4 protein-coding genes are annotated in these 6,646 nt (G+C 41.6%); all 4 read left to right on the top strand.

Annotation, left to right across the window (positions count from 1 at the left end):
- The gene (locus O8C65_07115) at positions 1-138 is read left to right on the top strand and encodes an NfeD family protein (protein ID MCZ7356687.1); all 138 of its coding nucleotides are present in this window, start codon (positions 1-3) and stop codon (positions 136-138) included.
- Positions 139-423: 285 nt separating this feature from the next.
- On the top strand, positions 424-639 hold the full coding sequence (locus O8C65_07110; GenBank protein MCZ7356686.1) for a hypothetical protein: 216 nt from the start codon (positions 424-426) through the stop codon (positions 637-639).
- Positions 640-657: 18 nt separating this feature from the next.
- Positions 658-1,506, top strand: coding sequence for a hypothetical protein (locus tag O8C65_07105; GenBank protein MCZ7356685.1), 849 nt, complete (start codon positions 658-660; stop codon positions 1,504-1,506).
- 13 nt (positions 1,507-1,519) lie between these two features.
- Positions 1,520-6,604: a hypothetical protein gene (locus O8C65_07100; GenBank protein ID MCZ7356684.1), complete on the top strand. Its 5,085-nt coding sequence runs from the start codon at positions 1,520-1,522 to the stop codon at positions 6,602-6,604.
- The last annotated feature ends 42 nt before the right edge of the window (positions 6,605-6,646 follow it).

Raw genomic sequence — 6,646 nt, 5'->3', positions numbered from 1 at the left:
ATGACGCCCGGGGCTACCGGATACGTACGGTACCAAGGAGAGTACTGGATGGCAAAGTCAGAGGAGAGTATCGAGGCCAAGACAAAGGTGATTATTACCGGGAAGGATGGGCCTGTGCTGATAGTGAGGGCGAAGTAGGGGCTTTGGGATCTTAAAGACCATCCAGAGTTCGGGGAGTAATTAACTTATTTAAAGGATATTATATATTAATAATTTCACAAGTTTTATGTAGTCAGATAGCACGAACACTCAAAGAAGTGTTATTGCTCTGCAATGGCTCCAGAGCATCCGTTATACCAAAGGATGGGTGGTAGAAATTGTCATCAATTTACATTCACAGAGGGCGTGCCCTCAGAATCGCGGCCGGAATAACGATGCTGGCATTACTGCTAACGGGCGAAGCGGCGCGAGCAGGCGGAAAATATGAAATATAAACGCATAATCATTATATTGTCGGTCCTTGTACTGCTTGGCTTAACGCTGTTTTTTTCTTTTCAACCAACTATGGATAAAACCAGACCTGAAAAGGAAAATGGCAGCAGCAATATCTCAATGGCGAACAATAACCAGAACACGACCAGCGCCGCTAAAAACACTATTTCAATCCCGCTTGAAAAACCGCCGTTTATTAAAGATTAGATAGGAGGATTAAAAAATATGAGAATAAAAATATTCGCAGCGTTAATCACGTTTGTGTGTGCAGTTTTATTATTATCAGGAATTGCATCAGCAGCCTTTGCGACCAGTGAAGCAGGCATATCAGCCTACGTAAATGTGGGTACTAGCATCAATCTGGATCAGGCAGCTGGAGTATACAAGATAATCGAGGATAGAACAAGCACATATGTAATTGGAATTGTTGCAGTTCCGAATGCAACCGATTACGAACTTCCGCACGTATACACGAGCTCTGATGGGTGGGTAATGGCGTACTATTCTAAAGAGCAACCCAGAGCCCTGATAATGCCGTGGGGGCAGTTTGACAGAAATAATCCAGACCTGAGCTTATTGAACAATACGCGACTTGAAGAGGCGATCTCTAAAGTGTCGGGTGCGATAGGTGTGGCTTATCCCACTATCAAATCAAACACGAAGTATTATGACTTCCAGTATCCTGATGCTAATGGCTTAACATTGATAGCTGAGAGTAGAGCAATTGATGGTGTGGATAGCTTCAGATTTAGAATACCAAGTGAATTCACATTATATAATGCTTCATGGGAGTACTATTCGTATGGTAGTAATACAAATGGTTCCGACGGTAAACCAAATAGTGTATTCAAGTTGGATGGATATGTACTTAATGGAACAGATGGTTCGTTTAATCATAACAGCAGCTCGGAAGGTGGGCATAGTCGCGATGAAAGATATTTTGGCACAATTAATGGACTAACAACGGGTTTACTCCATGAGGGTTATCTTTCGTATTATTATTTATGGTTGCATGCTTGGGGCGATGAAGGTTCTTCAAACATGGCAATCGTCCTGATATACAAACGACCGTAAGCAGGTTCTTGCCATGGGAATCAAGTATCGGGGGCTATTGCTTATATTACTGCTGCCTGCTTTTATAGGCGGCGCATCAGCCGCAATATATGTGGAGAATGCATCGGCATTCGATTTCAGCCTGAACGCGGGGCCGGTCGGGCTTACTAGTTCACTCGATGGTATTCAGCCCAGGATATTCACAGAGGATGTTGATTCTCTACTTGGAAAAAAATTAATAGTTGCTCCAAGTGGGCTTGATAATTCCTTAAATGCTGTCAGACCGAGGATATTCACTGAAGATATTGATTCTTTACTTAGACATAATTTAATAGTTGCTCCAGCTGAGCTTGATAATTCCTTAAATGCTGTCAGACCGAGGATATTCACTGAAGATGTTGATTCTCTATGGTATCCGCAGATGGCGCCTTATTCCCCCTCCCCTCCAACTCCGTCACCAACCCCAACACCGACGCCTGGACCTATACCCACCACAACTATAATCACACCAGCTCCAAACTCTTATTTTACCCTTGGTGACCCTATCGCTTTCGCTGCCAGTGTACAGGGAGGAACAGCGCCTTACAGCTATGTGTGGACATCGAACATCGATGGCCAGATTGGAAGGAGTGAAACTATCAGTGCGAACGACCTGTCGGTTGGAGAACACAGAATCACCTTATCAGTAAAAGACAATACGGGAAATGTTGGAACCAGCTCGGTAAATATTATGATTTCAACAAGCATGAATGCACCGGTTGCAAGTGGGATCAAACCGGAAGCGTGGGGTTATTTCCTCGAAGGGGTAGATGCAAACCTGAACATAACAGGAGACGTAAGTGATCCTGATGGAATTAGCGATATTAATAACGTAGTATTTACTGTCGGTGGCAAGGATTATGTGGCCTCAAAAGGTGCTGATGGATGGAGCACTCAAATAAATGCAGGCAGCTTATCAAACAGGGAGATTCTCAGCGTGACGGCTTATGATAAAGAAGGGCATAAGTCGGATGCTAAAACATTACAGATAAAAACAGTAAAAATTCCATGGCTGTTAAATCCTTTTATTGAAGTGCAGTCTGATAATGGAAAACTATTATATTCTTTCTCAGGCAACTTCGACTCTTCAAATGTATTAGGGGATGGCTGGAGTTCAACTACGCCAAACAATATTCCTATTTTTGGTGGTTATGAACATACAATCAATCCTCCTCAAGTGACTGTTGCGGGGGTGTGGAGCACAGATGGGTATGGAGAAATTTCAGCTTTGCTTGATATGGATATGGAATTTTCAGGCGTAAAAAGTAAATGGAAACCCTCAGAAGCAGGTGTTGTAAAAGATCTTATCAAAGATATGACGACGCAGTTTGCTTCAGGAAAATATTCTTATTGTAGTACCTATCCAGGATTATGTATGAAAAGGTCAAGATACATGCTTAACGGTGAAATTGAGGTTGGAGGTTCAGGGGAGGTCATTATTAAGACAGAAACTCTAACACTTGATCAACTCAGGGCATTCTTGAATCTCAGTTTTGAAGCAGAAATTCCAACGCCTTATTCGTTGAACATACCAGTAGCAGGCAATCAGGGAGTGGTTATAGTGGTAGGACCTCATGGTAGCATTGAAAGTGTATACGAATTTTCAAATAATACAATGAGTTTGTCAAACAGAATGATCCAAATAGGCGTATCAGGAGGTGGCAAATTCAAACTTGGTGATGAAGGGGGAGAGTTAATTCCTCTCTATGTCGAAATATATGTTATTGGAGATCTTAATGTAATTATCATCTATACTGAACCTGCAAAAAATGATGTAAATCTTTGCTTAAGTGGCGAAGCTGGTGCAAAAGCCAGAGCAGGATGGAGCTGGTTTGGGAATACATGGGAAGGGAAGATAGGACCTTATACTTATCCCGATGGATGTAAATCAGGCCTAAAATCGAGTATTTCTTCCTTATCGACTTTAAAGCAGGCTAGCTGGAAATGGGATATGATGCGTTCAACAGCAAAAATGCCTTTATCAACAGTTTCAGCGTTAGCGATATCAAAACCTGATAACGCCATAATGTACGATGATTATCCTGATGATTTCCCAGCGATCGCAGCAAATAAGAACGGTAGCGCTTTAGCTGTATGGGTGCATGGCACAGACATATCTGTAATGCCGCCAAAGATGTCGATATATTACTCTTTCTGGAATGGTGCTAACTGGAGCGACCCTGAGTCCATCCATAGCGATAACACATCTGTACTCAATCCGAAGGCAGTATATTACGATGATAGCGCTGTTTCTATATGGACGGGAGACAAGGGAAAGCTGGACATAAATGATACTTTTGATAACTGGACATCGACTCTTGAAATATATTATTCATTCTGGAACGGCACATCATGGACTGTTCCAGACAAGATAACAAATGATACGGAAGCTGATGGTATGCCATCCATTTCTTCAGACGGTAAAAATGTGACTGTTGTCTGGATGCATGACAGCGATAGCAATGTGGATACAAAGAATGATCTGGATATCCATTATTCTATCTGGAACGGAACAGCCTGGAGCCAGCCTGCTGCGTTAACTTCGGATAACCTGCAGGATTTTGAACCAAGGCTTGCGCAGAGATCGGATGGAACCGCTATAGCAGTTTGGACACGTGATATGGATGGGAACTCAAGCACAGATGAAGATAAAGAGATATACTATTCGTTCTGGGATGGCATATGGAGCATTCCTGCGCCTCTGACTGAGAATCAATTCAAAGATAGTAAACCGTATCCCGCATTTAATGGTACAGTCCCGGCTGTTGCATGGGTGCAGTCGCAGGAAATACCGATAAATGTATCTTATTTCAATCAAACATCCAATCAAACAGAATACACGGAAATCAATGTCTCAAAAGATTCCGTGTTGTTCTCTGAGTTCAAAAATGGTATATGGACAGCTCCGATAAATATCAGTGATCAGGACTTTTCAATATCTGATGTATCAATTTCATCAGATGAAAAAGGAGATCTCATAGCCGCATGGAGAGGATACAACAATGGCGACGGTGATATTAAGTACACGGTCAGAGATTCATTCGACCTTCTATGGAGTCCTGAAAGAAGACTTACAAACGATTCCTTGATCAACTGGAAACTGTCTATGGATACCACTGCGAACAAATCGATATTTGTATGGCTCAAACACAACAGCTCTATAGTTTTTGACAATAACACGGGTCTGAATCTCGATAGTACATTTGATGATGTGTATTACTCTGTTCTTGAAATAAAGCCGGATTTATCAATAGTTTCTGAAGATATTAATGTCACGAAAAATTTCAAAATTGGGGATACAATCCCGATTAATTTCACGGTTCGCAATATTGGAGTATTGAATTCAGGAAAATTCACAATTCAGGTATTTGACGGAACTCCTGATACCGGAATTCAGACAGGTGGAGATATTATTGCAGATTCCATTATTCCGGGTGGAGAATATAATGTGTCAATCATATACAACATTTCCAAAATAAATACGTCTACTTATGTCGTCCTTGATCCATTGAATAAAATTTCGGAAATAAGTAAAACAAATAATATGGCTTATAGAAACATAAGCGTTCTTCCAGATCTGAGAATAACTCCAGAAGATTTCTCGCTCATTTCAAATGAGGCGGACAGATACCGCTTGGATATAAGAATGCAAAACATCGGCGGAGTGAGTGCATCTAATGTTTACTTTGAGGTCTATGAAGATTATCCACCTAATGGAACTCTTGTTTACACCGGAGTGCATGATGTTCCGACAGGTGGAACGAATGTATCGTTGAGTCTGAATTTAACTAATGGATCGCATTTGATATACGCCATACTCGACCCTGAAAACAAAATCGAAGAAATAGGTAAGATGAACAACGATGCTGCATATCTAATAAAAGCGTTGCCTGATCTTATGATCAGCAGCCCACTTATGATTTATGATTCTCAGAACAAGACTGCTACTGTAAATGCCACTCTAAGAAATATCGGCTTTGCAAGAGCAACGAATATTTCTGTGGCACTTATTAATTATACGGACGCAAATAGTTCATTAGATAACGCATCTGTATTGTATAGATGGAATGTCGATCTCCTTGATGCGAATGAACATCTACCAATATCAGCAGTTATAGAAGCTACAGAAAGTACAAAGATAGTGCTCAATGCAGATTCCAACAATACCATTCAGGAGATCGATGAGTTCAATAATATTGCTTATGGAAGTGTGTCTATAACCGTAAATCCATTACCTCCAACAATAGAACCGGCATCTGTTATCGATCTTAAAAATATAAGCTATGCTTCAAGCTATATCAATTGGACATGGATAGATCCACAAGACTCTGATTTCTCAAAAGTGATGATTTACCTCAACGGAGCATTCCAGAAAAATGTTACAAGAGGTGATCAGTACTACAATGCAACTGGTTTGACTCCGAATACGTTGTACGAGATAAGTACAAGAACAGTTGACGTTGCAGGAAATATCAATCAAACCTGGGTGTACCAAAACGCAACAACCGCACCATTACCAGATGACACTGCACCTGACAGCATCACGAACTTAAGAAACACAACCTATGCTTCCACGTACATCAACTGGACCTGGACCGATCCATCAAATCCAGATTTCGTCAAAGTGATAGTTTATCTGGATGGCATCTATAAGGACGATGTCTTAAAAGGAGTAAAGTATTACAACGCCACGGGTTTAGTTCCAGCAACATATACCATCGGTACAAGAACGGTGGATGCGAGCGGGAATATCAATGCCACCATGGTGACGCATACAGCGACCACAATACTTCCACTGGTACGGTTCATCAACGGTACAGTAACGGACAGTGTGAACAAAACGGGCATCCCGGGAGTAAAGGTATCCACCAACATCAGCAACTCAACGACGACGAATGCATTAGGATTCTACTCGTTTGCAGTCACTTCGGGCACATACAATATTACGGCGTCTTTCGAGCCGACGTATTATACGAATATTACGACGGTCTCGACAGCATTGAGCGCTGTGGTGGTGCAGGATATTGAACTGTTCAAGAAGCCGACTGGAACTATAACAGGAATTATTACGAATTCTTGAAGGCAAGGGGGCGTGCCATCATCCGCAAACTACTTAACCATT

It is taken from the genome of Candidatus Methanoperedens sp., from assembly GCA_027460535.1.
Classification (GTDB): Archaea; Halobacteriota; Methanosarcinia; order Methanosarcinales; family Methanoperedenaceae; genus Methanoperedens.
The sequence above is the reverse complement of the archived record's forward strand: the minus strand, read 5'-3'. Positions and strand labels throughout refer to the sequence as shown.

Coding starts and splice junctions, on each gene's coding strand:
- O8C65_07115 (MCZ7356687.1), top strand. CDS start 1: ATGACGCCCGGGGCTACCGGATACGTACGGTACCAAGGAGAGTACTGG.
- O8C65_07100 (MCZ7356684.1), top strand. CDS start 1,520: ATGGGAATCAAGTATCGGGGGCTATTGCTTATATTACTGCTGCCTGCT.
- O8C65_07105 (MCZ7356685.1), top strand. CDS start 658: ATGAGAATAAAAATATTCGCAGCGTTAATCACGTTTGTGTGTGCAGTT.
- O8C65_07110 (MCZ7356686.1), top strand. CDS start 424: ATGAAATATAAACGCATAATCATTATATTGTCGGTCCTTGTACTGCTT.